This is a genomic window from Aliiroseovarius sp. B-4, from assembly GCF_056857795.1.
Genome location: NZ_JBSXNV010000027.1, coordinates 66,213 through 92,152, shown reverse-complemented (window position 1 = coordinate 92,152; position 25,940 = coordinate 66,213). Strand labels below are relative to the sequence as shown.

At 59.7% G+C, this 25,940-nt stretch carries 22 protein-coding genes and 1 pseudogene; 19 read left to right on the top strand and 4 right to left on the bottom strand.

Translation table 11 applies throughout. The features are described from left to right. Positions 1–2 precede the first annotated feature (2 nt). The 15 genes from AC13C8_RS02915 to AC13C8_RS02845 all read left to right on the top strand — a co-directional run bounded on the left by AC13C8_RS02915 (position 3) and on the right by AC13C8_RS02845 (position 17,594). Positions 3–1,394 carry a phenylacetate--CoA ligase family protein gene (locus AC13C8_RS02915; protein ID WP_136340197.1) on the top strand — a complete coding sequence of 464 codons (1,392 nt, stop codon included), beginning with the start codon at positions 3–5 and terminating at the stop codon, positions 1,392–1,394. Then, on the top strand, positions 1,391–2,998 hold the full coding sequence (locus tag AC13C8_RS02910; RefSeq protein ID WP_152467130.1) for an acyl-CoA carboxylase subunit beta: 1,608 nt from the start codon (positions 1,391–1,393) through the stop codon (positions 2,996–2,998). The genes AC13C8_RS02915 and AC13C8_RS02910 overlap by 4 nt, the downstream gene beginning before the upstream one ends. A gap of 10 nt (positions 2,999–3,008) precedes the next feature. Continuing rightward, the gene (locus AC13C8_RS02905) at positions 3,009–5,015 is read left to right on the top strand and encodes an acetyl/propionyl/methylcrotonyl-CoA carboxylase subunit alpha (RefSeq protein ID WP_152467129.1); all 2,007 of its coding nucleotides are present in this window, start codon (positions 3,009–3,011) and stop codon (positions 5,013–5,015) included. 4 nt (positions 5,016–5,019) lie between these two features. Further along, the gene (locus AC13C8_RS02900) at positions 5,020–5,979 is read left to right on the top strand and encodes a hydroxymethylglutaryl-CoA lyase (protein WP_152467128.1); all 960 of its coding nucleotides are present in this window, start codon (positions 5,020–5,022) and stop codon (positions 5,977–5,979) included. 12 nt (positions 5,980–5,991) lie between these two features. After that, positions 5,992–6,906: an SDR family NAD(P)-dependent oxidoreductase gene (locus AC13C8_RS02895; protein WP_152467127.1), complete on the top strand. Its 915-nt coding sequence runs from the start codon at positions 5,992–5,994 to the stop codon at positions 6,904–6,906. Then, on the top strand, positions 6,906–7,700 hold the full coding sequence (locus tag AC13C8_RS02890; protein WP_152467126.1) for a citryl-CoA lyase: 795 nt from the start codon (positions 6,906–6,908) through the stop codon (positions 7,698–7,700). Before AC13C8_RS02895 ends, AC13C8_RS02890 begins: the two co-directional genes overlap by 1 nt. 3 nt (positions 7,701–7,703) lie before the next feature. Beyond that, positions 7,704–8,867: an acyl-CoA dehydrogenase family protein gene (locus tag AC13C8_RS02885; protein ID WP_152467125.1), complete on the top strand. Its 1,164-nt coding sequence runs from the start codon at positions 7,704–7,706 to the stop codon at positions 8,865–8,867. A gap of 11 nt (positions 8,868–8,878) precedes the next feature. Beyond that, positions 8,879–9,718, top strand: a complete 840-nt coding sequence (locus tag AC13C8_RS02880; RefSeq protein ID WP_152467124.1) for an HTD2 family dehydratase — start codon at positions 8,879–8,881, stop codon at positions 9,716–9,718. A 211-nt stretch (positions 9,719–9,929) separates the two neighbouring features. Beyond that, entirely contained in the window at positions 9,930–10,709 is a 780-nt protein-coding gene (locus tag AC13C8_RS02875; RefSeq protein ID WP_028288584.1) for an ABC transporter ATP-binding protein, read from the top strand. A gap of 46 nt (positions 10,710–10,755) precedes the next feature. Beyond that, complete coding sequence (locus AC13C8_RS02870; RefSeq protein WP_233145719.1) at positions 10,756–12,711, top strand: AMP-binding protein; 1,956 nt, start codon at positions 10,756–10,758, stop codon at positions 12,709–12,711. Between the two features lie 15 nt (positions 12,712–12,726). Beyond that, entirely contained in the window at positions 12,727–13,611 is an 885-nt protein-coding gene (locus tag AC13C8_RS02865; RefSeq protein ID WP_028288586.1) for a branched-chain amino acid ABC transporter permease, read from the top strand. A 3-nt stretch (positions 13,612–13,614) separates the two neighbouring features. Beyond that, the gene (locus AC13C8_RS02860; RefSeq protein ID WP_027264390.1) at positions 13,615–14,667 is read left to right on the top strand and encodes a branched-chain amino acid ABC transporter permease; all 1,053 of its coding nucleotides are present in this window, start codon (positions 13,615–13,617) and stop codon (positions 14,665–14,667) included. A 34-nt stretch (positions 14,668–14,701) separates the two neighbouring features. Next, positions 14,702–15,940, top strand: a complete 1,239-nt coding sequence (locus AC13C8_RS02855) for an ABC transporter substrate-binding protein (protein ID WP_051630972.1) — start codon at positions 14,702–14,704, stop codon at positions 15,938–15,940. A 61-nt stretch (positions 15,941–16,001) separates the two neighbouring features. Then, a complete protein-coding gene (locus AC13C8_RS02850) occupies positions 16,002–16,793 on the top strand; it encodes an ABC transporter ATP-binding protein (protein ID WP_028288589.1) in 792 nt (263 codons plus the stop codon). A 12-nt stretch (positions 16,794–16,805) separates the two neighbouring features. Continuing rightward, positions 16,806–17,594 (top strand): SDR family NAD(P)-dependent oxidoreductase, encoded by a 789-nt coding sequence (locus AC13C8_RS02845; RefSeq protein WP_043753691.1) that lies wholly within the window; start codon positions 16,806–16,808, stop codon positions 17,592–17,594. Between the two features lie 25 nt (positions 17,595–17,619). On the opposite strand, the gene AC13C8_RS02840 is transcribed toward AC13C8_RS02845, so the two are convergent. Then, positions 17,620–18,723 carry a CaiB/BaiF CoA transferase family protein gene (locus tag AC13C8_RS02840; protein ID WP_232237125.1) on the bottom strand — a complete coding sequence of 368 codons (1,104 nt, stop codon included), beginning with the start codon at positions 18,721–18,723 and terminating at the stop codon, positions 17,620–17,622. Positions 18,724–18,836: 113 nt separating this feature from the next. Here AC13C8_RS02840 and AC13C8_RS02835 point away from each other — a divergent pair, with 113 nt between their 5' ends. From AC13C8_RS02835 to AC13C8_RS02825, 3 genes are read left to right on the top strand one after another with little or no spacing between them, the layout of a single operon-like run. Beyond that, the gene (locus tag AC13C8_RS02835; RefSeq protein ID WP_152467123.1) at positions 18,837–19,625 is read left to right on the top strand and encodes an enoyl-CoA hydratase/isomerase family protein; all 789 of its coding nucleotides are present in this window, start codon (positions 18,837–18,839) and stop codon (positions 19,623–19,625) included. 16 nt (positions 19,626–19,641) lie between these two features. Beyond that, positions 19,642–20,880, top strand: coding sequence for a thiolase family protein (locus AC13C8_RS02830; protein WP_152467122.1), 1,239 nt, complete (start codon positions 19,642–19,644; stop codon positions 20,878–20,880). Positions 20,881–20,896: 16 nt separating this feature from the next. Further along, complete coding sequence (locus tag AC13C8_RS02825; RefSeq protein ID WP_136340189.1) at positions 20,897–22,063, top strand: acyl-CoA dehydrogenase family protein; 1,167 nt, start codon at positions 20,897–20,899, stop codon at positions 22,061–22,063. A gap of 146 nt (positions 22,064–22,209) precedes the next feature. Here the strand turns inward: AC13C8_RS02825 and AC13C8_RS02820 are convergent. After that, a pseudogene (locus tag AC13C8_RS02820) lies at positions 22,210–22,731 on the bottom strand (SDR family NAD(P)-dependent oxidoreductase); the annotation flags it as partial. Here AC13C8_RS02820 and AC13C8_RS02815 point away from each other — a divergent pair. Then, the gene (locus tag AC13C8_RS02815) at positions 22,682–23,659 is read left to right on the top strand and encodes an FAD-binding oxidoreductase (RefSeq protein ID WP_168733229.1); all 978 of its coding nucleotides are present in this window, start codon (positions 22,682–22,684) and stop codon (positions 23,657–23,659) included. The pseudogene AC13C8_RS02820 and the gene AC13C8_RS02815 sit on opposite strands and share 50 nt — an antisense overlap. Before the next feature lie 225 nt (positions 23,660–23,884). Here AC13C8_RS02815 and AC13C8_RS02810 read toward each other — a convergent pair whose 3' ends face one another. Together AC13C8_RS02810 and AC13C8_RS02805 are read right to left on the bottom strand one after the other, a co-directional pair. Beyond that, complete coding sequence (locus AC13C8_RS02810) at positions 23,885–25,081, bottom strand: phenylacetate--CoA ligase family protein (protein WP_232237126.1); 1,197 nt, start codon at positions 25,079–25,081, stop codon at positions 23,885–23,887. 27 nt (positions 25,082–25,108) lie between these two features. After that, a complete protein-coding gene (locus AC13C8_RS02805) occupies positions 25,109–25,918 on the bottom strand; it encodes an enoyl-CoA hydratase/isomerase family protein (protein WP_028095226.1) in 810 nt (269 codons plus the stop codon). Positions 25,919–25,940 lie beyond the last annotated feature (22 nt).

Here is a 25,940-nt window from a genome sequence, read left to right as displayed (position 1 = left end):
ACATGCAATTTGGAATGCGCTTCCGGCGGGAGGATGCCGCCGACAAGGTAAATGATCGCTTCTGGCACGCGATCGAGGGCACGCCGCTCGACGAGGTGCGCCGTATTCAGGAAGAGCGGCTGCGTGACCAGATGGCCTATCTCAAGTCGAATTCGACCTTCTATCAGGAAAAGTTCGCCGACGCCGGTGTCGATTTCGACGAGATTCGCAGCATCGAAGACCTGCAGAAGCTGCCTTACACCTACAAGACCGAGATCCGCGAAAGCCTTGCTGCGGAACCGCCCTTCGGCAAGCACCGCGCGGCACCAATGTCGGACATCATCCAGATGCAGGCCTCGTCGGGCACCACCGGCAGCCCCTCGTATGTGGCCCTGACCGAATCCGACGCCGAAATGTGGCACGAGATGACGGCGCGCTGCTTCTTCGCCAACGGGGTGCGACCGGGCGATATGGTGTTGCACGCGTTTTCGCTGGCCAAGGGCTTTGTCGGCGGCATCCCGGTGATGCAGGGATTGCAGTACATGGGCACGATCGATGTGCCGGTGGGGGCGGATGGCGGTGCAGAACGTCTGCTGCGCGCCTGCGCAGACACGCGGCCGCGTTGCGTGGTCGGCGCTCCGAACTTTGTTCTGCACCTGGCCGAAAAGGCTCCCGAGGTGCTGGGATGCAAGGCCAGCGAACTGGGTATCGAGCGCGTGATCGTCGGCGGCGAACCCGGCGGCGGCATTCCCGCAATTCGGGCAAAGATCGAAAAGGCCTGGGGTGCGAAATGCACCGAGATGCTGGGCGGCACCGATCTGGGCGTGACATACTGGGCCGAGTGCGACGCCCAGTCGGGTATGCACATGGTCAACATGGACTATATCATCACCGAATTGCTCGACCCCGAAAGCGGCGAAATCATCCCCTGGGAAAAAGGTGCCGAGGGCGAGATGGTCTATACCGCGCTCGGCCGCCAGGCGAGCCCGCTCGTGCGGTTCCGGTCAGGCGATTATATCGAAGTGATCGATACCGAATGCTCCTGCGGCCGCACCGGGCCGAAGATCCGCTGTACCGGCCGGACCGACGACATGCTGATCGTCCGGGGGGCCAATGTCTTCCCGTCGGCGATCAACAGCGTCATTACCGAAATGGTGCCGGACACCAATGGCGTCATGCGCATCGTGGCCGATTTCGAGGGCCACACCACGCAGGGCGCGCTGACGGTGATTGTCGAACGCGGCCCCAATCGCGATCCGGCCGATGACGTCACCCTCAAAAAGAAAATCGAGCAGCGCCTGCGCGAATCCTTGGTCTTCAAGGCCGACGTTCACCTGGTTGCGGCCGACACTTTCGAAAAACCTGGCGCCGCCAAGGTCGCCTTCGTTCTCAGGAAATATCCAGACCTGCCATGACTAGAATGAAATCCCTTCTCGACACCGCGTCGGACGACTTCCGCGCCAACGACGTGTCTTACCGCGAAAAGGTCGATGAACTACATGCCCTCCGGCTCTTACAGCGCGTCGGCGGCCCCGAAATGGCGCGCAAACGTCATGTGGACAAAGGCAAAATCCTGCCGCGCGAACGGATCGAACGACTGATCGACCCGGGCACACCATTTCTGGAACTCGGCGAGTTGGCCGGACTGAATATGCACAAGGGAGTTCCACCCGGCGCCGGCATCATCACCGGTATTGGCGTGATCGAAGGCCGTCAGTGCATGATCATCGCCAATGATGCCACCGTAAAGGGCGGCACCTATTTCGGGATCACCTGCCGCAAACACGTCCGGGCACAGAAAATTGCCTGGAAAAACCGCCTGCCCGTCATCACCCTCGTGGACTCCGGCGGTGCCTTCCTGCCCGACCAGGCCAACCTTTTCCCCGACGAAGGCCAGTTCGGCTCCATCTTTCACCAACAGATCGGCATGTCTGGCGATGGTGTGCCGCAAATCGCCGTGGTCATGGGGCCCTGCACCGCGGGTGGTGCCTATATCCCCGCGCTCTGTGACGAAGTGGTGATCGTGCGCGGTCAGGGCTTTATGTATCTAGGCGGACCGGAATTGACCTTTGCCGCAACCGGCGAAAAGGTCGAAGCCGAAGAACTGGGTGGCGGCAAGATGCATTCGTCCGTCTCCGGTGTGACAGACCATTTGGCCGAAGATGACGCCCACGCTCTGGCCATCACGCGCGAAATTGTCAGCCATCTTGGCGAAAAACCCCAACCCCGCAAGACGCCCGAAACGCCCCGTGCGCCCGCCTACCCGGTCGAAGAGATTTATGGACTCATCAGCCGCGACCCCAAGGTGCCGACCGACAACCGCGAAATCGTGGCTCGGTTGGTCGATGAGAGCGATTTTCACGAATTCAAACCGCTTTATGGCGACACGATCATGACCGGCTGGGGCCGCATCCACGGCCACGAGGTCGGTATTCTCGCAAATACAGGCGTGCTTTTCGTCGAAGCCGCACTGAAGGCCACGCATTTCATCAATCTCTGCGTCCAGCGTGATATTCCGCTGCTGTTCCTGGCCGATGTGAACGGCTTCATGGTGGGCCGCGAGGTCGAGCAGATGGGCATTGCCAAGGCTGGCGCCAAGATGATCACGGCCATGTCTTCGGCCCGGGTGCCGAAATTCACCATTATCACCGGCGGCTCCTATGGGGCGGGATACCTGGCCATGCTGGGCCGCCCGTTCCAGCCGGACGCAATGTTTGCCTGGCCGACGGGACGGTCGGCGATCATGGGGCCGGAACAGGCCGCCAGCGTGCTGGCTCAGGTCCGCGCGCAGATCAACGAACGCGAAGGCAAAAGCTGGACCCCCGAGGAGGAGGAAGCCTTCAAGGCACCGATCCGCAAGGAATACGAAGATTTTCAGGGAGCCTATAATTTTGCTTCCAACCTTTGGATCGACAGCGTGATCGAGCCCTGTGAGACCCGTGATGTCATGGCGCTGATGCTGGATGTGACATCGCGCAGACCCAAGGTCGATACCAAATTCGGCGTGTTCAGGATGTGAGGAGCGAACCGTGAAAATCAAGACGCTTCTGATCGCCAACCGCGGCGAAATTGCCTGCCGGATCGCGCGCACTGCGCGGGCCAGCGGTATCATTCCCGTCGGCGTGCATTCGCAGGCCGACGCCAATGCCCTGCATGTCCGCGAGATTGGCAAATCTGTCTGTATCGGCGCCGGACCTGCATCCGAGAGCTATCTGAAAATCGACGCGGTGATTGCCGCTGCGCAATCAGTGGGCGCGGATGCGATCCATCCCGGTTATGGCTTTCTGGCCGAAAACCCCGATTTTGCTCGTTCGGTCGAAGCCGCCGGCATGATCTTCATGGGGCCGACGCCTGAAACGCTTGAACGTTTCGGCGACAAGGCCAGCGCCAAAGAGGCCGCCGTGGCGGCCAGCGTCCCGGTGATTTCGGGCGCCGAAGGTGCGCGGTCCGATCCCGAGCAGATTGCCGAGGAGGTGCGCCAAATGGGCCTGCCGGTGCTGCTCAAGGCGGTCGGCGGCGGTGGTGGGCGCGGACAACGGCTCGTCACTGACGAAACCACGCTGGTCGAGGACATCGAAGGCGCGCTGCGCGAAGCAAAATCCACCTTCGGCTCCGAAGGGCTGCTGTTGGAGCGTTTCCTGCCCGAGGCGCGCCATGTTGAAGTGCAGATCGCAGGTGACGGCAAAGGCCATGTGGTGCATCTGTTCGAACGCGATTGCACGCTTCAGCGCCGCCACCAGAAGGTCATCGAGGAAGCCCCGGCCTGGGGTCTGCCCCGAACGCTTCTGGACGACATCGCACGCGACGCGGTGCGCTTGGGCGAAACGCTGGACTATCGCGGGCTGGGCACGGTCGAATTTCTGGTCGCGGGTGGCGAGTATTTCTTCCTTGAGGTGAACCCGCGCATTCAGGTGGAACATCCCGTCACCGAAGCGATCACCGGGCTGGACCTTGTCGCGCTTCACCTGCGGATTGCCGAAGGCGCGGGCCTTGGACTGGTGCAGGACGATCTGACGATCAACGGCCACGCGGTCGAGGCGCGGCTTTACGCCGAAGATCCGGCGATGCAATTCGCCCCGTCGACGGGCACGCTCTCCACGCTCAGCCTGCCATCGGGCCTGCGCATCGACAGCGGCGTCGAAGAAGGCGATGCCGTCACGCCCTACTACGACCCGATGATCGCCAAGCTGATCGTGCACGCGCCCGACCGGGAAACCGCATTGGCACGTCTGGCCACGGCGCTTGATCATGTCGCGGTCGAAGGTGTCGAGACCAATCGCGCCTTTCTAACGGCGCTGGCGCGAAACCATGAATTCGAACGGATGCAGGTGCATACCCGCTGGATCGACGGCAGGCTGGATGAGCTGACACAGGCACCCGGCCTGACCCGCCCCGATCTGTGGAAGGCGACCGCTGCCATTCTCTTCGTGACCCAGTCGCGCAGCGACACAAACGCCAATCCCTGGACCAACCGTGATGCCTTTACCGGCTGGCGGCTTGGACTGGGCGGCGATGCGATTGAAGCGGGGCAGCGCGTGACGCTTACCGATTCTGACGAGGTATCCGAAGAACTGCGCGTCAGTCCTGTCAAACCGGGTGCCAAGTACACCATCCATTCGGAGAAAGGCGAGGCGCTGATACTGTCGGCACGTGAACTGACCCCGGGCCGTTGGCGTGTCGGCGAAGGCGACACCGTCCATCTGATCGACGCGCGCCTGCACGCGGGCGTGATCGAACTGGATACGCCCGAAGGCCGCCTGGTATTTCGGCCCGCCGCGCCCCTTGCCTTTGCCGGCGACAATGCCGCGGCGGATCGCGCCGTGACCTCTCCGCTGACCGGCATGATTGTCGAAATCAAGGTCTCCGATGGTCAGAGCGTGGCCGAAGGCGACGTGGTCGCGGTCATGGAATCCATGAAACTCGAAATCTCGATCCGGGCGGCCGCGGCCGGGATCGCCAGCAATATATCCGTCTCGAATGGGGACATGGTCGATCGCGGCCAGGTCATCGCCGAGATCCTGCCATCCGAGGAGTGATGAAATGAGCGACTTTCCCAAATTCGTAGAATTTCGTGAAGAAGGCCCGCGTGAGGGTTTTCAGATCGAAAAGAAGATTTACCCGATCGAAGAGCGGATCGAACTGATCGACATGCTCAGCGAAACCGGCTTGAAACGCATTCAGGTCGGCAGCTTTGTCAGCCCGAAATACGTTCCTCAGATGGCGGACACCGGCGAGTTGTTTCAGCGTATCAAGCGCAAACCGGGCGTGAACTACACATCGCTGTGGCTGAACGACAAAGGGTTTCGCAAGGCCCTGACCGCGCATGAGGTCGATATCGACCCGCGTCTGCTGTTCTATCCTTCCGAAGCATTCGCCCAATCGAACAACAATTGTTCCTCGGCCGAGATGCGGGAAAAACAACGTGACTGGGTCCGTCTTTACAAGGAAGAGGGATATACCGTCGACGCGGCCTATGTGATGACCGCCTTCGGCTGCAACCTCGAGGGCCCCATCCCCCAAGAACGCATCTTGGACGATTTCCGCTTTATCCTTCAGCTATGCGAAGAAGAGAACATCCCCGTGCCGATCCTCGTGGTCGCCGACACCATGGGTTGGGGAAACCCCGAGGCGGTCAAACGGATGATCGGCGCCCTGCGCGAATTGGCGCCCGAGGCGCGCATCGGTATGCACATCCATGACACACGTGGGCTGGGGATCGCCAACGTTTATGCGGCCCTGTCGATGGGCGTGGACATGTTCGAAAGCTCCGTCGCCGGTCTTGGCGGCTGTCCTTTCGCGGGCCACGGCCACGCGCGCGCCGCAGGAAATGTCTGCACCGAGGATTCAGTGTTCCTGTGTCACGAGCTCGGCATCGAAACCGGCATTGATCTGGACAAGCTGATCGCAGCGGCGGTCAAAGCAGAAGAGATCATCGGTGTGCCGCTCATGGGCCGGGTCATGCACACCGGCGGGTTGGACAAATACCGCAAGTCACGCTGAGGGAGCAAGAAGATGACAAAAGCACTTGACGGAAAGGTCGTTCTGGTCACCGGGGCCGGCGGTGGGATCGGGCGTGATATCGCCTTGATGGCAGCCGCAGAAGGCGCCGCCGTGGTGGTCAATGATCTGGGCGCATCCCTGAAAGGCACCGGTCAGACAGAAACTGCGGCGCAGAAAGTCGTCGAAGAGATCAAGGCGGCGGGCGGCGATGCGATCGCCGATGGCGGCAACGTCACCGATCCGGACGCCGCGCGCGCGATGATCGAGGCGGGTGTCAAGGAATTCGGCCGCATCGACGCGGTGGTGAACAACGCCGGCATCCTGCGCGACGGGTTCTTCCACAAAATGACCTACGAGGATTTCGACGCGGTGGTGAAGGTCCATCTCTATGGCGCCTTCAACACCAGCCGCGCGGCGGCCGATTATTTCCGCGAGCAAGAGGGCGGTGCTCTGGTGCACATGACCTCGACCTCGGGGCTGATCGGCAATCTGGCGCAGGCGAATTATTCGGCGGCAAAGCTGGGCATCGCGGCCTTCTCGAAATCGGTAGCGCTCGACCTGAAACGCTGGAACGTGCGGTCAAACTGCATCGCGCCCTTCGCCTGGAGCCGGATGATCTCGTCTATCAAGACAGACACCCCGGAACAGGTGGCACGGGTCGAAAAGATCAAGGAGATGACACCGGCCAAGGTTGCACCGATGGCCTGTTTCCTGATGAGCGACCGCGCGGCTGACGTGTCAGGACAAATCTTTGCGGTTCGCAAGAACGAGATCTTCCTGTTCAACCAGCCCCGCCCGGTGCGGTCGGTTCATTCCGATGATGGCTGGACCGCCGATGAAATCGCCGAGCGCGCCATTCCCGCGCTCAAATCACAGTTCACGCCGCTCGAAGTTTCGGCGGATGTCTTTTCGTGGGATCCGGTTTGATGGGAAAACGCAAAGAAAAAATCAGCTCCGACATTGCCTGGAGCACCTCTGACAAGATCAGCGTGCGTGGGCTCGATCTGCCCAACGAGATCCTGGGCCACATGAACCTCGGCGATCTGGCGTTTCTGCAGTTGACGGGTCGCAAGGCCACGCCCGAGGAAAGCCGCGTCTTTAACGCTATCGTCATTACCTTGGTCGAACATGGTATCACGCCCTCGGCCCTGGCGGCGCGGATGACCTATATGGGGGCGCCGGAATCGCTTCAGGCGGCTGTGGCGGCTGGCTTGTGCGGGCTGGGCACCGTCTTTGTCGGTTCTATGGAGGGTGCCTCGAAGATGCTTTACGAGGCACTGCCACAGGACAAGTTGGGCACCGGTGTCGATCTGGATGCGCTGGCCGTCGAGACGGTGGAAAAATTCCGCGCCCGCAAGATGATCGTGCCGGGGCTGGGCCATCCGGTGCACAAGCCGGTCGATCCGCGCACACCTCGCCTGTTCCAGATCGCTGCCGAGAACGGCAAGTCCGGTGAATACATCGAGTTGATCCAGAAAATTCAGGCCGTTGCCGAAGAAAAATCGGGTAAGATGCTGCCGATCAACGCCACCGGGGCGATCGGAGCGATCTGCTGTGAATTTGGCTTCCCCTGGAAGATCGTGCGGGGCTTTGGCGTCATGGCACGCGCCATCGGTCTGGTCGGTCATATCCTCGAAGAGAGCGAAAACCCGATTTCCTATGAGCTTTGGCAGCGTGCCGAGCAGGAAATTCTTGAAACGTCGGGTCCGGGAGCGAAGTAACCGATGCAGACGTCAGCCCCAGACACTCACACCGATCTGCGCGACGCCTTGCGCGCACTTTGCGCGCAGTTTCCGCCAGAGTATCATCGCAAGTTCGGCGAAGACGAAACCTACCCCGAGGAATTCGTCGATGCGCTGACCCGCGAGGGCTGGCTTGCCGCGATGATCCCAGAGGAATACGGTGGCTCGGGTCTGGGGTTGACCGAAGCCTCGATCATCATGGAGGAGGTGAACCGCTGCGGCGGAAACGCGGGCCATTGCCACGGGCAGATGTATAACATGGGCACGCTGCTGCGGCATGGTTCGGATGAGCAAAAGCAGAAATACCTGCCCGGCATCGCCAGCGGCGCGTTGCGCCTGCAATCCATGGCCGTGACCGAACCGACAACCGGGACCGACACCACCAAACTGAAGACCACCGCGGTCAAGAAAGGTGACCGGTATGAGATCAATGGCCAGAAGGTCTGGATCAGCCGTATCCAGCATTCCGACCTGATGATCCTGCTGGCACGCACCACGCCGCTGAGCGAGGTCAAGAAAAAGTCGCAGGGCCTGTCGATCTTTATGGTCGATCTGAAAGAGGCTATCGGCAACGGGATGGAGGTCCGCCCCATCGCCAATATGCCCGGCCACGAAACCAATGAAGTGTTTTTCGACAACCTGGAAATCCCCGCCGAGAACCTGATCGGCACCGAGGGGCGCGGGTTTTACCATATTCTTGACGGGTTGAACGCCGAACGGACCCTGATTGCGGCGGAATGTATCGGTGATGGATACTGGTTCGTCGACAAAGCCCGCGCCTATGCCGGTGACCGCGTGGTCTTTGACCGTCCCATCGGCCAGAACCAAGGCGTGCAATTCCCTATCGCCAGGTCTTATGTGAACATCGAGGCCGCCAATCTGATGCGCTTTGAAGCCTGCAGGCGGTTCGATGCTGGGCTGGATTGCGGAGCACAGGCGAATATGGCTAAGCTGCTGGCTTCGGAGGCCAGCTGGGAAGCGGCCAATGCCTGCATTCAGACCCATGGCGGCTTCGGTTTCGCACGGGAATACGATGTCGAGCGCAAGTTCCGCGAGGCGCGCCTCTATCAGGTCGCCCCGATCTCGACCAACCTGATCCTGTCATATGTCGGAGAACATATCCTCGGCATGCCAAGATCGTTCTGAAGGCTAGGATTATGGGTGAGATCGACCTTGACGCGCTGGCGCCCTGGCTGGGACGCACCGAGACTAAGGAAGATGTTCTGACGCACGGGCTGATCGACAAATTCCGCGCCACGCTCGGTCCGCATCTTTGGGATGGAGCGGGCGATGTCCCGCTGGGAATTCATTGGTGCCTTGCCCTTGATACCGTGCCAGCGACCGCCCTGTCAGAAGACGGCCATGCCGCGAGGGGTGGATTTCTGCCCCCTGTTCCGCTGCCCGCCCGCATGTGGGCTGGCGGCGATGTTACGCATATCGCGCCGCTGAAAATCGGCGAAACCATCACCCGACGCTCTTCGATCAGGGATATTGTGGCCAAGCAGGGCCGTAGTGGACCATTGGTCTTTGTGACCGTCGAACATGAGTATCTGAGTGGCAACCGGCTTTGTATCCGGGAGCAGCAAACGATCGTTTATCGTGAGATTTCCGCCCCCCGCACGGGCGAGAGCGCACCTGACGCGGGTGACCCCACCACGCTCAGATCGACCCTGACACCGGATCCTGTTCTGCTGTTTAGCTATTCGGCGCTGACGTTCAATGCCCATCGCATTCACTATGACCACATCTACGCCACCGAAACCGAAGCCTATTCCGGGCTTGTTGTCCATGGCCCCTTGCAAGCCACGCTACTTCTGAATCTGGCGGCGGATGCGTTGAAAACATCGCCTCACCGGTTTTCTTTTCGCGGACTCGCGCCACTCACCCTGCCCTGCGAATTGCAACTGCACAATGAAGAGACCGGCACCTCCGGGACAGTCTGGTGTCAGGATCAAAACGGTCTTCGAAGCTTTTCCGCAGAGTACGCGGCTGTCTGATCGTTTTTCTTCGGTAGCGAATTCAATTGTTGACCAAATTTTCTAACATCTGTTAGGAATGGCGGAGAAACTTGGTAAATAAACCAGGCAAACCTCTGAATTTAGAGGTGGGAGGAGGAACAATGCGAGGAAAACTCGTAACCAACGAAAAACCGTGCGGTCAGGCTATGCGCGCCTCCATGAGGTGTGGGGCAAAAGCACGGGCCGCAACATGACCACGAATAACGGGCACGTATCCTCACCGCTTGCGGTGCGTGGTGCAACTTTGAAATTTGGCGGTGTGACCGCGCTCGACGATGTGAGCATTTCTGTGGCCGACGATGAATTGCTTGCAATTATCGGACCGAACGGAGCCGGAAAAACATCACTTCTGAACGTGACTGCGGGCTTCTACCGTCCGCAGAAGGGCCGTGTCGAATTGTCCGGGCAGGACGTGACCGGCCTGCGTGTTGACCAGATCGCCCGGCGCGGTCTGGCGCGGACGTTTCAGGGCACCCATCTTTTTGCCGGGCAGACGGTGGTGGAAAACATTATGATCGGCCGCCACATGCTGATGAAATCGAATGTAGTCCAGGCCTTTTTCCAGTTCGGTCCCGTGATGCGCGAGGAATCGGAACATCGTGAAGCCGCAGAGGAGATCATCGATTTTCTCGAGATCGAGGCAATCCGCAACCGGCCCGTGGGCACGTTGGGGTATGGGTTGCGCAAGCGTGTCGATCTGGGCCGTGCATTGGCGCAGGAACCGTCGATCCTGCTGATGGATGAACCGATGGCCGGCATGAACTCGGAGGAAAAAGAAGACCTGGCGCGCTTCATTCTCGATGTGCGCGAGGCGCGCAAGATTCCGGTAGTTCTGGTGGAGCACGACATGGGCGTCGTGATGGACCTTGCCGACCGGATCGTGGTGCTGGATTTCGGGCGGGTCATCGCCGAAGGCACCCCGGAAGAAATCCAGAAGGACCCGGCTGTCATAAAGGCATATCTGGGGTAGCGGCATGGTCAAACAACGGACAGCAATGGTCTTTTCGGACCCAGCAGTGACACATAGCGAAACCCTGCCGCAGGTTTTGCTCGCGCGAGCGACATCCACACCGACCAACCTCGCCGAACGGCACAAGCGCCTGGGCATCTGGCGTGAATTCACCTGGGCCGATGTTCTTGACAGGGTTCGCGCCCTGGCTCTCGGGTTGGAGAACCTGGGCTTGTCGGCTGGCGAATCCGTCATGATGATTGGCGAAAACGAACCCGAACATTTCTGGGCTGAATACGCCGTCCAGTCGTTAGGCGGCAAAGTCCTGTCTGTCTATCCGGATCAAAACGCTGAAGAGATTCTGTATCTGGCCGAAGACTCGCAAACGCGGATTTTTCTGGCGCAGGATCAGGAGCAGGTCGATAAATGCATCGAGATTGCGGGCAAGTACTCGGGCGCCCTGGCGGTCGTTTACTGGGACGATTCCGGTCTGTGGGGCTATGATCATCCCCTGTTGCATTCGTTTGAAAGTGTGAGCGCGGCAGGGCGTCAGATCCACGCCAAGGAACCCGCCAGATTTGAAGAACACGTAAAACGTGGACGGGCGGACGATACCGCCTTGCTGTCCTATACCTCGGGTACCACGGGAAAACCCAAGGGCGTTGTCATCAGCCATCGCTACCTGTTCGACAATTGCTCGCGGGTGATGGGGGCAATCGAAATCGCGCCGGGCACCGAATACCTGACCTACATTTCGCCGGCCTGGGTCACGGAACAGATTTTCGGCCTGTCGATCGGTTTGATCGCGCCCATGGTCGTCAATTTCCCCGAAGGCCCTGAAGACGTACTGACCAACATTCGCGAACTGGCGGTCGACGCACTGGTGTTCAGCCCGCGCCAGTGGGAAAATCTCGCCTCCATCGTTCAGGCCCGGATGCTGGGGGCGGGCAAAATCCGCAATGCGATGTACAACTGGGGCATGAAGGTCGGCCACGACGTTTATGTGGAACGGCTGGAGGGGCGTAGCCCCAGCCTTGCCGCACGCCTGCAGCTTCCCTTTGCCGAAGCTCTGGTGCTGCATCACCTGCGCGACAATCTTGGCCTTGGTAAGGCCAAAAACGCAATGAGCGGCGGCGCCCTGATGGCACCTGACGTCTTTCGTATGTTCCACGCGATGGGGGTTAAGCTGCGCAACGTGTATGGCGCGACCGAAATCGGCCTTCTGACCGCGCATGTCGGCGAAAGCTATCAGCTGGAAACCAGCGGCAGCTGGATGCAAAGCAACACGAACTACGGCGAACCGCTGGAATACAGGGTCTCGGACGAAGGGGAGCTTCAGGTGCGTGGCGGATCGGGCTTCGGTGGCTATCACGGCAAGCCCGAAAAGACCGCAGAGGAATTGACCGAAGACGGTTGGTACAAGACCGGTGACGCGGTGTCGATGACCGACGACGGCGAGCTTTTGTTCTTTGACCGTGTCAAGGATATGCGCCGCCTGGCAAATGGGCACAGCTATCCGCCGCAATTCATCGAAACGCGGTTGCGGTATAGCCCCTTCATCAAGGATCTCATGACCTTGGGCGACGAAACCCGGAGCTTCGTCAGCGCGCTTATCAATATCGATATGGAAGTTCTCGGGCGTTGGGCGGAAGAGAACAAGATCAGCTTTTCGACCTACACCGATCTCTCGCAGAAACCCGAAGTTCTGGACCTTATCAAAGGCGAAGTGGCGCGCATCAATGCGCTCCTGCCCGAAGGCTCGCGCGTGGCACGTTTTGCGAATTTTCCCAAGGAACTCGACCCGGATGAAGGCGAGTTGACCCGCAGCCGAAAGCTTCGCCGGGCCTTTCTGGAGGAACGGTATGCCAAGCTCGTCGAGGCGATCTATGCTGGCGATGACGAGACAGATCTCGAAATCGCTGTGACCTATCAGGACGGCCGTCAAGGCGTTCTCAAGACCACGGTTCGCGTGTCGGATGTTGAAAACGCATCGAAGGCTGCCAAGCGGCAGTCCAAATCTTAAAGGAGGTCGGCGACAATGGTCTATTTCATCAATGACATCATTACCGGGGCTTTGATCGGCCTTCTGTATTCGCTGGTGGCCATGGGCTTTGTTGTGATTTACCGCGCCAGCAAGGTGTTCAACTTCGCGCAGGGCGAGCTTGTGATCATCGGCGGGTTCATCGTCTGGTTCACAACGATGCAAGCGGGGCTTAGCCTTTGGTTGTCGATACCCCTTTCGCTGGTTCTGGCCGGGCTGGTCGGGTACGCAATCGAACGGATTTTCCTGACAAAGCTGATCGGTGAATCGGTTTTCTCGATGGTCATGGTCACCGTCGGCCTTTTGATCCTGCTGCGCGGTTTGGTGCTGCTTGTGTTCGGTCCCGCGGTAAGACCCTTCCCGATCATTTTTCCGCTGAAACCCTTGTTCCTCGGCGATATGTTGATCCCGATGAACCTCCTGATAGGTGGGATCATCACCATTGTCGCGGCCGTCGGCCTGTCGTGGTTCTTCAACCGGACCCGGTCCGGCCTCCGTATGACCGCTGTGGCGGAGGACCACGTCGTAGCTTCCTCGATGGGCATTTCGGTGAAAGGCTCGATTGCCGTTGCCTGGGTTCTCGGGGCAATCCTGTCCACAATTGGTGCGATGATCTTTCTCAGCGGCAAATCGCTGACCTTCCTGGCCTCGGATATCGGGTTCGCGGCCCTGCCGGTGGCGCTCTTTGCCGGGCTGGAATCCATCGGCGGGCTTATCTTGGCAGGAATAATCATCGGCATCGCGCAGAGCTTGACCACCAACTACCTTGATCCGTTGATCGGTGGCTCGCTCGGCAGTGTCGTTCCATATATCATAATGCTTGCCATTCTGCTGATCCGGCCGACCGGCCTGTTCGGCTGGCGCACAATCGAACGGGTGTAATCCATGGATCCTTCTGGCGTATTCCCGACAAGCTATCGCAGTGACAGACGTTTGATCCGAACGCGCTGGCAGTTTCTGGCCCTCGTCGTATTCATGGCTCTACTGCTGTTGGCGCCTTACCTGGTGAGCAGCCGTATCATCGCTATCCTGAATATGATGATGATCAGCGCCGTCATCGCCGTCGGGCTTCAGATCTGCACCGGCTATGCGGGCCAGATCAACCTGGGTCAGGCGGCGTTCATGGGGGTCGGCGCCTATACGGCCTCGATACTGGCCTCGAAGACCGGCCTTACGTTTCTGCTGACCATTCCTCTGGCCGGGCTCTCGGCTGCGCTGTTCGGCTTTCTCTTTGGCTTGACCGCGGCGCGGATCAAGGGGTTCTATCTGGCACTGACCACGATTGCAGCTCAGTTCCTGTTCCACTTTGCCGTATTGAACCTGCCGTCAACCTGGCTGGGTGGGTCGAACGGTATCACCGTGCCCCCGGCCGAGCTTTTCGGGCTGCGATTTGTCAGCGAATCTTCGCAGTTCTATCTGAATTTCGCCGTGACCGCGATCATGGTGGCGGGCGCGTTCGGGATCGTTCGGTCACGCTTCGGCCGTGCCTTCGTGGCGGTCAGGGATGATGACGTGGCCGCGGGTATAATGGGGATCAATGTCGCGGCCACAAAGGCAAATGCCTTCCTGATCGGCGCTTTCTATGCGGGCGTCGGCGGGGCGCTTTGGGCCTATCTGATCCGCTTCGTGGGGGTAGACCAGTTCACCCTGTTTCACTCGATCTTCTTCGTCGCGATGATCATCGTCGGCGGGATGGGTTCAATCGTGGGGGCCCTGATCGGCGTCTTCATTATCCGCATCATCCAGGAAATTATCGCGACGGTCGGCCCCAATATCGCCGACTCGGTATCATTCCTTGGCGGTGACATCGTGTTCGCTGGCATGAATGTCGTTCTTGGCGGCGTGATCGCATTGTTTATGATCCTCGAACCCAAGGGGCTGATGCACCGCTGGAACATCCTGAAGTCGTCATACCGTATCTGGCCGTTTCCTTACTGAGAAATAGAGCGGCTCTAAACCTGGGAGGAAGAATATGACTTACCAATCGAATCGAGGTCTTCGCGGCTTACTGGCAGCGGCTGCCTTGGCGGCCGCGGCGACCATGCCTTTGAAGGCGCAGGCCGAAGAGACCTATAATCTCGCCCTGCTGTCGGACTTTTCCGGCCCTTATGCTGACATCATGCCCATCCTGGCAGGCGGACGCGAAGCTGTGTTCACCTGGTGGAATGAAACCCGCGGCAAGGAACTTGGCGTCACGCTGAACTACAAAAACTACGAAACCCGCTATGACGCGGCACAGGTGGCAAGTCTCTGGCCCGGGATCAAATCGGAACTGGACCCGATTGCGGTTGTCGGCCTCGGCGGGCCTGACGTCGCGGCCCTTTCCGAACGCCTGCCGGAAGACAAAATCCCGATGTTCATGGCCACAGCGGCCTACGGTTTTGCCTGGCAACCGGATGCCTGGATTTTCAACCCACGCCCAACCTATTCGCACGAAAGTGTCGGCTTTCTGAACTGGATGCGTGAACAGCGCGGAGGAGACGAACCGCTCAAGGTTGCGATCCTCGCCTCCGAAGCATCGCCTGCCTATGTCGACATGGCAAAGGGCCTTGAACTCTATGCCGAAGAGCACCCCGAGGAGATCGACCTCGTCGAGGTCATCTATACCGAAGTTCAACCCACCGATCTGACGGGGCAAATGCGCCGCGTTGTACGAGCCGGGGCCGAGGCGCTGGTAATCCAAACTAACACCTCTATCGTGGTTGCCGCGAAACGTGGGCTGCAGGCCAACGGGGCGAACATCCCGATCATGATGAGTTCGCATAACGGGCTTCCAGCCTCGGGTGGCGCGCTTGGCGGGCTTGAGCAAATGGAGGGGGACTTTGAAGCCTACGGCATGGCGATTGCGGCCGATGAGGACACTCCCGCGCGACAATTCTACGAGACATTGGTTGCCGATTACGGACTCGAAGCACCTTGGAACGTCGTGACCGCAATGGGCGTATCTCAGGGTCTCTATACCGTGACCGTGATCGATCACGCGATCGAGGCGAACGGCGCCGAGGGCCTGACCGGAGAGATGGTACGTGAGGCGCTTTTTGCCAAACCGATCACCACCGAAGAAACCCATGGGTTCCTGCCGACCTTGTCCTTTACGCCAGAAGCACCGTTCCCATTGGAAGGCCTCAAAGTGAATGTGGGCACCGTCAAAGATGGGAAAATCACCATCGCGGCAACGGGTGTCGACGTTCCGCAAGTTGAGAAATGGTGAATTAATCCGGGCGCCGCAGTCGCGGCGCCCGTTCTGATCCTTAGCCCCGGGCAATATGACCATGCTGGAACTCAACAACGTAGAGGTGACATATTCCGACGTCATCCTGGCGCTCAAAGGCGTGTCCATGACAGTCCGTGCGGGACAATGTGTTGCTCTGCTCGGTGGCAATGGCGCAGGAAAAAGCACGACGCTTAAAGCCATCTCGGGAACGCTCAAATCCGAGGATGGAACCGTTTCGGCGGGGTCCATCGTTCTGGACGGAACTCCCATTCAGAACATGGAAGCCTCGGAAGTCGTGAAGAACGGTCTCATCCATGTGATGGAAGGGCGGCGCGTTTTGCGGCATCTGACGTCAGAGCAAAACCTGATCGTCGGCGGGCACATGGTGCCCAACTCCGCCGAGCTGAAAAAGCGCCTGGACCATGTTTACACCTTGATGCCCCGGCTTGCGGACCTGCGCAACCGCACCTCTGGCTTCATGTCTGGTGGCGAACAACAACTGCTGCTGATCGGCCGGGCCATGATGGCCAGCCCCAAGATCATCGCGATCGACGAACCGTCGTTGGGATTGGCCCCGATGATGATCCGGGATGTTTATGAAGTGCTCAAGCAGCTCAAGTCAGAAGGCACGACCTTCTTCCTGGTCGAACAAAACAGCGCCGCGGCGCTATCGATCGCCGACTATGCCTATGTGATGGAGAACGGCCGGATCGTGATGGACGGCCCTGCCGACAAGCTTGCTGACAACGAGGACATCAAGGAATTCTATCTCGGCGTCACCGCATCGGGCGAGCGCAAAAGCTATCGAGATATCAAACACTATCGCCGCCGGAAGAGATGGCTGGGATAGAAAGGAACGAAGATGAGTAACCTGCTTTCCATCAAAGGTCGTACCGCATTTGTAACCGGAGCGGGGCAAGGCGTTGGTCGGCAAGCCGCGCTTTATCTGGCGGAACACGGAGCCGGTGCCATCGTTGTCAACGATTTTCACGCCGAACGGGCCGAAAGCGTTGCCGCGGAAGTGGAGGCAGCGGGTGCAAAGGCTCTGCCACTCGCCTTCGACGTCTCGGATTTCGACGCGGTTGGCGCGGCGTTTGCCGAAACGCAGACCACATTTGGCGGCGTGGATATTCTGGTCAACAATGCGGGCAACGCCGGGCCGACATCGCGGCTCGACGATCTGGTCCCTTTTTGGGAATCCGATCCCGACGAATGGCGCCGCTGGATGGCCACCAATTTCGATGGGGTGCTGAACTGCACCCGTCACGCCATGCCGTTGATGGTTAACAGTGGCTATGGGCGCATTGTGACCGTCATTTCCGACGCCGGCCGTGTCGGTGAACCGCATCTGGCGGTTTATTCCGGGGCCAAGGCCGGTGCGGCCGGCTTCATGCGGGCAATTGCAAAGGCCGGCGGCCGGTTCGGGATCACCGCGAATTGCGTCGCCTTGGGGGGCACAAGAACTCCGGCTGTCGCCGACCTGATCCCGGATGCAGAGACCGAGAAGCGGGCATTGTCGCAGTACGTGATCCGCCGTCTGGGCGAGCCGGAAGACCCCGCCGGAATGATCCTGTTCCTCTGCTCGGATGCTGCCAGCTGGATCACCGGTCAAACCTATCCGGTGAATGGCGGGTATTCTTTTGCCTGCTAGAGCCGCCATCGGACGGCTGCCGCCTCTAGTTGGAGCTGTCCGAAAAAACGCTGTCATTATCTGCCCCGAGCTCGGGGGGCAGATCCGGTATCGCGGTTTCGAAACCATCGAATTTCAACGGCTGGACAATAAAAGTCTCGGCCTTGCCGCCGTCATGCGTAATCTTGCGCAGCAGCTGGCGCGCACGCACATGGGGGTCGTCCAACGTTTCGACCAGGGAATTGACCGGACCCCATGGCACCCCCGCCTTATCCAGAAGGTCGCCCCATTCGGCGCGCGTCTTGTTGACCAAAATCGCCGCGATTTCTTCGCGCAGCGCGGCCTTGCGGGCGACACGGTCGCGGCCTGTCAACGGCGCAAGATCCGCCCTGTTGATCACATCGCAGAACGGTTTCCAGAACCAGTCCTCATGCGCGATGGACAAGGTCAAGAGCTTGCCGTCTTTGCAGGTGAACACGCCATAGCCCGGCTCGGCGATAAATTCGCCCAGCGGTGTTCCATTGGCGGCGGGAACGAGGAATGCGGTCAACATCGAAACCACCGCATCCGACATGGACACGTCCACGTAACGCCCCTGCCCTGTGCGCTGGCTCGACACCACCGCCGACAGGATTGCGATCGCCGCGAACAACGCCGCGCCAACATCCGCAAGGGGGATCGGCGGCACAGGGCCGGGCTGCTTTGCATCGGCCTGATCGGCCAGCAAACCGCCAACCCCTTCATAGCTCAGGTCATGGCCAGCCCTGTCACGATAGGGGCCGTCCTGCCCGTAACCCGAAATCGATACATAAACCAGCCGCGAGTTGACACGACGCATGTCCTCGAAACCGGCACCCAAGGCCGCAAGCTTGCCAGGGCGGAACCCTTCGACGATGACATCCGATTCCTTGGCCAGTTCGCGAAACCGTGCCAGCCCCTCGGCCGATTTCAGATCCAACGCAACGCTGCGCTTGCCTCGGTTCAGTGCCCGGAACAAGGGCGGAAATTGCCGGGCCGGATCGCCGACACCCGGTCGTTCGATCATGATCACCTCGGCTCCCATGTCGGACAACAGCATTGTGGCATAGGGACCGGGAAACTGTTCGGCAAGGCTGAGAATTTTCAGGCCGGCCAGGGGTGTAGTGCTCATATCAATCTCCAGCTCTTTTGTTTTCCACGTGCGGGTCCGCCCGAGTGCAGCGCAAATCGCCGCAAAAGACAAGGCGAAAAACCAATAATATGTATAATTATCAGGAGCTTAGCATGAGTGAAGCAAAGCAGACGCTATTCGTTGAGCGGGTCGAAAAAACTGAATGGATTACCTTCCAGCGCACCGAACAGCTCAACGCAATGTCAACGCAGATGCTGCGCGAGATGGCGGCAGCACTGGAATCGGCGCTGGCCGACGATGGGGTGCGTACAATTGTCCTGACCGGCTCTGGCCGGGCATTCTGCGCCGGTGCCGATCTGAAAGAAGTTGCTGGCGCCAAACATGCACCAGGCGAGCCGGATCTTCTGGATCTTGTCGATCACACGTTTGGGCTGATGCGACATGGCCCGAAACCGGTGATCGCCGCAGTGAACGGGCTGGCGATGGCGGGCGGTTTGGAAATGGTGATGGCCTGCGATCTGGTCTTTGCCGCCGAAAGCGCGCAACTGGGCGACGCACATTCCAACTTTGGCGTCTTTCCCGGGGCCGGCGGTGCGGCGATCCTGCCGCGTAGGATTGGCCTGAACCGCGCGAAATACCTGCTGTTCTCGGGCGAGAACGTTTCGGCACGGGACATGATGGACTGGGGACTGGTGAACAAGGTCGTCGCGGACGAAGACCTGCGACAAGCGGTGCAGGCCTTTACCGACAGGCTGGCAGAAAAAAGCCCGGCGGTCTTACGCCGCATGAAGACGGTTGCCAATCGGTCGCTGGACGTGGACGAAACCGCCGCGCTTTCCGAAGAGATGCTGAACCTGCGCGCGCACATGCGATCCTGGGACATGCACGAGGGTCTGTCGGCGTTCAATGAAAAACGAAAACCGCAGTTTCGCGGATACTAGGTCAGGAGGACAAACGATGCAGGACATTTACATCGTTGGCGTCGGGATGACGCCGTTCGGAAAGTTCCGGGACAAAACCATCAAGGACATGACCGGCGAGGCCGTCGCCGCCGCGCTTTCCGATGCCCGAGTGACGGCAGATCGTATCGACGGCGCATTCTTCTCGAACGCGGTGCAGGGCCACATGGAGGGCCAGCACATGATCCGCGGCGAAATCGCGCTGCGTGAAATGGGCATTCAGGGCATTCCGGTGGTGAATGTCGAAAACGCCTGCGCCAGCGCCTCGACCGGGTTCAAACTGGCAGTCGATTTCCTCAAGGCCGGCAATGGCGACTGCTGTCTCGCCGTGGGCGCCGAAAAGATGTATTCTGACGACCGTGCGTTGATGTTTTCGGCCTTCGACAGCGGCTGGGACGTCAGCAACAGCGAAGAGGTCGCGCAACGGCTGGCCGATCTGGGTGCAGGGGTCGAGGAACCCGAAGGATCGAAATCGCCCAAGCCCTACAGCGTGTTCATGGATGTCTACGCAGGCTTCGCCCGGCTGCACATGAAGACCTTTGGCACAACTCAGGAACAGTTCGCCGCCGTCGCCGCCAAGAACCATGCGCATTCCGTGCATAATCCACTGGCGCAATACCGAGAAGCCATGAGCGTCGATCAGGTATTGGCCGCGCCGCCGATCACCTATCCGCTGACCCTGCCGATGTGCGCCCCGATCTCGGACGGGGCCGCTGCGGCCGTTTTATGCACCGGCGAGGGGATAAAACGTCTGGGCCTAGATCCCGCGCGCGCGATCAAGGTCAAGGCCGCGATCCTGCGCTCGGGCACCGATCGTCCGCCGGAAGATTACAAGAACCACCTGACCCGGCTTGCCGCGCTTGAGGCCTATGAACAGGCCGGGATCGGCCCCGAGGATATATCGGTGGCCGAAGTGCATGACGCCACGGCCGTGGGCGAAGTGATCCAGATCGAGAACCTCGGATTTGTCGAATTCGGCGAGGGCGGTCCCGCCAGTCTGCGCGGCGAGACAAAGATCGGCGGACGCATTCCGGTGAACCCCTCGGGCGGGTTGGAATCCAAGGGCCACCCGGTCGGTGCCACAGGGATAGGGCAGGTTTTCGAACTGGTCACGCAACTGCGCGGCGAAGCTGGCGCGCGCCAGGTCGAAGGGGCAAAGAATGCCATCGCCGAAAACGGCGGGGGGTTGCACGGGGTAGAAGAAGCGGCCGCCTGCGTCATCATTCTGGGCCGTTGAAACAAGGAGACGAACCATGGAAAACGTGATCGCCGCCGCTCAGGCAATCTATACAGATGAGCAACGCATGTTGCTGGAAAACTTCCGCAAGATGGCCGAGGCAGAGTTCGCGCCGCTGGCCGAGAAATACGAGAACCTCGGCCACCCCCCCGATGCGAAAACCCTGAAGTCCCTGTTCGCCAAGGTCGAGGAATTCGGGCTGATCAGCGGCCTGATCCCCGAAGAGGAAGGCGGTGCCGGAATCGACCGCATGACCTATGGCATCCTATACGAGGAACTGGCCCGGATATGGGCCGATCTGGCAATCGCGGTGCTGATTCAGGGTCATGCCGTGTTCGCGGTCAACCTCTTGGGAAATGTGGCGCAGAAAGAGGCCTATCTGAAGCCGCTCCTGCGCAGCGAACGGATCTGTGCCACCTGTATTTCCGAACCAGAGGTCGGTTCGAACGTACGCGAGGTCAAGACACGTGCGGACCGAGAGGGCGATAAGATTTTCGTCACTGGCCAGAAGCTCTGGATTTCCAATGGGGCCCAGTCGGATTTCGCCATCGTTGTCTGCAATCTGGACGACGGTATTTCCATGGTCATCGTCGACCGCGACACCGGCAACTATGAGAGCCGCGAATTGCGCAAGATGGGACTTGTCGGTGCATCGACCTGTGAATTGTTTTTCGACCGGGCGGAAACCACCGCCGAGCATGTTCTGGGTAATGCAGGCGGCGGCCTGTTCCAGACGTTGAAACTGTTTGAGAGCGCGCGTGTGTTTGTTGGCCTGACCAGCATCGGCATTGGTCAGGCGGCATTGGAATGTGCGGTCAAATATGCCCAGGAACGCGAGCAGCATGGCAAGCCGATTGGCGGGCACCAGTTGATTCAAGGCTACCTGGCCGACATGGCCACGCACCTGGATGCCGCGCGCCTGTTGTGCCAGCGCGGGCTGCAACTTCTGGACCTGGGCGTGCGCTGTGACACCCAGACCTCGATGGCGAAATGGTATGCAACCGAAATGGCCGTCGAAATCGCCGGCAAAGCGGTGCAGATCCACGGCGGCAACGGCATCACCAAAGAGTTCGACGTTGAACGGCACTTCCGCAATGCAAAGGTCATGCCGATTCCCGATGGCACCACCGAAATCCAAAAACTGGTCATCGGGCGCAACCTGACCGGGCTTAACGCGTTCTGAAATCGTGACTCTAAGAATTGCGGCCGGGGATTCCCGGTCGCCTTATCGTAGGCCCCCGGTCCGGGGGGGGCGGCCAACGGATCATGCCCCAACCGGCGCTGCGGGACGCGTTTGATCAATGCCTGTCCCGCGTCAGTGGCAAAAAACTCACGGTTCAGGTCGGTTTCGATATAACCGGGGCAGATGGCATTCACCCGGATGCCATGCCGCGCCCATTCAAGCGCCAGAGACCGGGTCAGTTGAATCAGCCCTTCCTTGGACGCGGCATAGGCGGACACATGGCTGGCCACCCGTGTGCCCAGAAACGAGGCGACATTGACGATACAGCCCCCGCGTCCGGCATCAATCATCGCTTTGGCGGCGATACGTGCGACATGAAATGCGCCCTTGAGATTTGTGTCTATGATCGCGTCGATTTCGGCCGGCCCGTGTTCCAATGCGGGAAGAGATGCCGTCGTTCCGGCATTGTTGATGACAGTGTCAAAGACCCGTCCCTTCAGCGCGGCTTCCACCGACTTCGGGTCCGCCACGTCCATCTCTATCACATCGGCCTGCCCCCCTTCCGCCGCTATCTTTGCGGAAAGCTCAGACAAGCGGGCGACGCGGCGGGCGGCCAATGTGACGTCGACATCCTGCCCCGCCAGCAGTTCGGCGAAATGCTCGCCCAATCCCGAAGATCTGGCGGACGACTATCAATTCATCCCGGGCCAGTACGTCACGCTGCGCCGTGCCGATGATATCGATGGTGTGCGGCGATGCTATTCGGTCAGCTCCGGCCGAGACGATGGCGAGTTGCGCGTTCTGGTCAAGCTGCTGGAAGGCGGAGCGTTTTCCTCTTTCGTTCATAGCGAACTGCCACCGGGCACCGAACTTGATGTCATGACGCCCGAAGGCACATTCGGATCAAAGATACGACAAGGCGGACCACGCACCTATCTCGCCCTGGCCCCGGGCAGTGGAACTACTCCAATCATTTCGATCATCCGCTCGGTGCTTGCCACCGAGGCCGGGGCCAACTTCATCCTTTTTTACGGCAGTCGAACGCTAAGTTCCATCATCTTCCGCGACGAATTGAACGATCTCAAGGATACCTATCCCGGACGGTTCTCTCTTTTTCATACACTGACGCGCGAAGGCACCGATTCCCCACTATTCTCGGGCCGGCTTGATGCGGAAAAGCTGCGCAAGTTCTCCGGTGCCCTGTTCGCTCCGGCAGAAATAGAAGATGCTTTTCTTTGCGGCCCCGCCGAGATGATTCAGGAACTCAAGACCGCGCTCCGCGACCTAGGCGTTGAAGAGAACCGTTTTCATGACGAGCTGTTCGCTCCCGCCGATGCTGACAATACCGCCACCGTCACGCTTGCGCCGCTTACGGCGGAAGCCGCCACTGGAGAAGGAGTTCAGGTCACGGCGATCCATGATGGCACCGCCCGCAGCTTTGTGATGACACCTGATCAGGAAAGCGTGGTCTCCGCCGCCGCAGCAGGTATCGAACTACCCTATTGCTGCAAGGGCGCAATGTGTTCCACCTGCCGCGCCAAAGTTATCGAAGGCGAGGCAGAGATGACGCTGAACTATGCTTTGGAGCCTTGGTAGTTGAAGGAGAACTTTGTCCTGACCTGCCAGGCCCGTCCGAAAACCAAAAAACTGACAGTCGATTTCGACCACGTTTGACCTGTGCCGCTTTCCGCGACACCCCACGGGCGCGCGGGGCCGGGATCCCCAAGACCTTCGCCAAGTTGAAAGTCTTGGGTCCACGAAAACCCGCGTGCCAGTGTCGGCTAAAAGGTCGGATTCAGGCAAAGCGCACAGAACCCGATCTCAGCGGTCTTTTTGGTTGACGATCAGTTCTGCATTTTCGGGTAGTTCCGAAACAATGTTCACCTCGTCAGCACGAATTCGTGCATGCAGTTTGAAGGTATCAGCGGCGGCTGCTTCTGCGGCGGAAGCGTCGGCACCGTCTTCCAGCACAAGCGAGAGGCGGATCATGTCGCGATCGTTCTCGCGCGTTACCACGGCCTGCGCGGCCTTTGCGCCCGGCGTGCCGATGACAACTTCTTCAACCACGCGCGGATAAACGAAAATCTCGCGCACTTTGACCGCTGCCCCGACCCGTCCCTGCAATGCTGAAATCCGGCTGACGGTGCCATCCGCGTTGCTTTCCAGGGCAAAGGCGCTGTCGCCGGTGCCGAACCGGATCATCGGCCAGGTGGCATCGCGCGCGGTCACGACAACCTCGCCAGGTTCGCCATGAGCGACCTGTTCGCCGCTGACCGGATCGCAGATCTGCACCACGCGGTCGGGATGAACCAGGTAGCCTTCGCCGCCATCCTCATAGGCGACAAGGCCCAGATCGGCGGTGGCATAGGCGGCCCAGGTGGACACGCCGTATTCGGCCTCGATCCGGCGGCGCTTGGCCATCCAGTCGCCCATCTCACCGCCGAGGAAGGCTGTCTTCACCTTCCATGCGTCGCGGCCATAGGTTTCGATCACCTTGTCCGCCAGCGTCAGGAAAAACGCGGTCGAAGCGCAGATCGAAGTCACGCCGGTTTCGGCGATGATCTGTGCCTGAAGCTCCGTATTGCCGACGCCTCCGGGGATCACCGTGGCGCCTGCGGCCTGTGCCGCTTCGTCGAACAAAAGCCCCGCGGGCACCAGATGATACATCCAGGTGTTCAGGATGATATCCCCCGGCCCCACGCCTGCCGCCTTGAACAGCCGGTCAAGGCCGTGGCCGCCACCGTCCGAAAGGGCCGGTTCGAAAATCGGGCCGGGGGACACGTAGATCCGCCCGACATCCTTCAGATCCGAGGCCAGGAACCCGCCAAAGGGCGGGTTCTCGCGCTGGATCTTCAGAAGCTCTTCTTTTTTCATCACTGGAAGACGCGAGAGGTCCGCCACCGATGTGACAGCTGCCGGATCGAATCCGGCAGCCGTAAATCGCGATTTCAGGCCAGGAGCTTTTTCGGCCGCAGCGGCATAGGCTTGAGCTATATCTTTGTAGATATCATCAGACATTTCCATGCCTCCTCGTCCAATCGGGCGTTAAAGCGGGCAGTCCTTACGGAAGTTCGGCGCGCGCTTCTCGCGGTGCGACAACACACCTTCCTTGACGTCCTCGCTCATGAAGCCAAGCATCTCCAGCGCGGTCGACGCATCAAAGATCGGCCCGGCCTGGCGCAGCCAGTTGTTCAGCGAATACTTGGTCCAGCGAATCGCGCTTTGCGAGCCGTTGGCCAGTTCGACGGCTGTATCCAGCGCGATCTGCTGCAGCTCGTCATCCTCGACGCACATTGATACCAGACCGATACGCTCGGCCTCTTCGCCCGACACCGGCTTGCAGGTCATCAGATAGTATTTCGCCTTGGCCATCGAGGTCAGCAGCGGCCAGATAATCGCCGCGACGTCACCGGCGGCAACACCAAGGCGGGGATGACCATCGACAATCTTGGCCTTCTTTCCGGCGATCGAGATGTCGGCCAGGATGGCAACCACAAGGCCTGCGCCGGCCGCAGGGCCATTGATCGCGGAAATGATCGGCTTGTTGCAGTTGATGATGTTATAGACGAGATCCTTGGCTTCTTTCCACGTCTTCATGATCTCGTGCGAATTGCCAATCATGTTTTCGATCAGGCTGAAATCACCCCCGGCGGAAAATGCCTTGCCCGCACCGGTCACGATGACCGAATTGATGTCTGGGTCACGGTCGATATCGATCCACATGTCCGTCATCTGAGTGTGGGTTTCGGCATCGACCGAGTTGAATGTCTCGGGCCGGTCGAACGTGATGCGCAGGACGCGATCCGCCGGGTAGTCAAATTTCAGTTTATCGTATTTTGCATAACGATCCGACATGGTTCTATTTCCTCCGTGGGGT

Bases quoted from the DNA above. Each gene is read 5' to 3' on its own strand.
- AC13C8_RS02810 (WP_232237126.1), bottom strand. From the start codon at position 25,081: ATGTCTGATGATATCTACAAAGATATAGCTCAAGCCTATGCCGCTGCG.
- AC13C8_RS02865 (WP_028288586.1), top strand. From the start codon at position 12,727: ATGGTCTATTTCATCAATGACATCATTACCGGGGCTTTGATCGGCCTT.
- AC13C8_RS02855 (WP_051630972.1), top strand. From the start codon at position 14,702: ATGACTTACCAATCGAATCGAGGTCTTCGCGGCTTACTGGCAGCGGCT.
- AC13C8_RS02835 (WP_152467123.1), top strand. From the start codon at position 18,837: ATGAGTGAAGCAAAGCAGACGCTATTCGTTGAGCGGGTCGAAAAAACT.
- AC13C8_RS02840 (WP_232237125.1), bottom strand. From the start codon at position 18,723: ATGAGCACTACACCCCTGGCCGGCCTGAAAATTCTCAGCCTTGCCGAA.
- AC13C8_RS02825 (WP_136340189.1), top strand. From the start codon at position 20,897: ATGGAAAACGTGATCGCCGCCGCTCAGGCAATCTATACAGATGAGCAA.
- AC13C8_RS02900 (WP_152467128.1), top strand. From the start codon at position 5,020: ATGAGCGACTTTCCCAAATTCGTAGAATTTCGTGAAGAAGGCCCGCGT.
- AC13C8_RS02830 (WP_152467122.1), top strand. From the start codon at position 19,642: ATGCAGGACATTTACATCGTTGGCGTCGGGATGACGCCGTTCGGAAAG.
- AC13C8_RS02885 (WP_152467125.1), top strand. From the start codon at position 7,704: ATGCAGACGTCAGCCCCAGACACTCACACCGATCTGCGCGACGCCTTG.
- AC13C8_RS02860 (WP_027264390.1), top strand. From the start codon at position 13,615: ATGGATCCTTCTGGCGTATTCCCGACAAGCTATCGCAGTGACAGACGT.
- AC13C8_RS02845 (WP_043753691.1), top strand. From the start codon at position 16,806: ATGAGTAACCTGCTTTCCATCAAAGGTCGTACCGCATTTGTAACCGGA.
- AC13C8_RS02850 (WP_028288589.1), top strand. From the start codon at position 16,002: ATGCTGGAACTCAACAACGTAGAGGTGACATATTCCGACGTCATCCTG.
- AC13C8_RS02915 (WP_136340197.1), top strand. From the start codon at position 3: ATGCAATTTGGAATGCGCTTCCGGCGGGAGGATGCCGCCGACAAGGTA.
- AC13C8_RS02895 (WP_152467127.1), top strand. From the start codon at position 5,992: ATGACAAAAGCACTTGACGGAAAGGTCGTTCTGGTCACCGGGGCCGGC.
- AC13C8_RS02875 (WP_028288584.1), top strand. From the start codon at position 9,930: ATGACCACGAATAACGGGCACGTATCCTCACCGCTTGCGGTGCGTGGT.
- AC13C8_RS02910 (WP_152467130.1), top strand. From the start codon at position 1,391: ATGACTAGAATGAAATCCCTTCTCGACACCGCGTCGGACGACTTCCGC.
- AC13C8_RS02805 (WP_028095226.1), bottom strand. From the start codon at position 25,918: ATGTCGGATCGTTATGCAAAATACGATAAACTGAAATTTGACTACCCG.
- AC13C8_RS02880 (WP_152467124.1), top strand. From the start codon at position 8,879: ATGGGTGAGATCGACCTTGACGCGCTGGCGCCCTGGCTGGGACGCACC.
- AC13C8_RS02890 (WP_152467126.1), top strand. From the start codon at position 6,906: ATGGGAAAACGCAAAGAAAAAATCAGCTCCGACATTGCCTGGAGCACC.